This window comes from Vibrio sp. 1562 (genome assembly GCF_033340155.1).
GTDB classification, from domain to species: Bacteria; Pseudomonadota; Gammaproteobacteria; order Enterobacterales; family Vibrionaceae; genus Vibrio; species Vibrio alginolyticus.
On sequence record NZ_JAWOVY010000722.1, the window covers coordinates 1 to 532 of the forward strand.

Sequence of the window (532 nt, forward strand, 5' to 3'; positions counted from 1 at the left end):
TCATCTGCCCAACCAGACTTCACTTTCACCCAAGTCTCTAGATAAACTTTACGGCCGAACAACTCTTCCATATCTAGACGTGCTTCACGACCAATGGTTTTGATCTTCTCGCCGCCTTTACCAATCACCATTTTCTTCTGACCATTACGTTCAACAAGAATCAAAGCATTGATATGGAAACCGTCCGTTTCTGGGTTGTAATCAAAACGCTCAATCTCAACCGTTACAGAATATGGCAGTTCATCACCAGTAAAGCGCATTAGCTTTTCACGTACGATTTCTGAAGCCATGAAACGCTGAGAGCGATCCGTTACGTATTCTTCAGGGAAGTGATGCGTCGCTTTCGGCAGGTGATTACGTACGTGCTTGCGCAATACATCAATGTTCTTACCTTGCTTCGCAGAGATTGGCACTACATCGACAAAGTCCATTTTTTTAGACATTTCAGCCATGTGTAGCATCACTTCATTACGATCTTGCACGTTATCGACTTTGTTAACACAAAGTACAACAGGGAAGTTCGATTTCTGAA

Annotated in this window: 1 protein-coding gene; it reads right to left on the reverse strand. The window is 43.0% G+C overall.

Features of this window, described 5'->3' with window-relative positions:
• Positions 1-532: GTPase Era (gene era, locus R7Z49_RS27300; RefSeq protein ID WP_318112800.1), on the reverse strand; the 532-nt coding region annotated here is incomplete at both ends.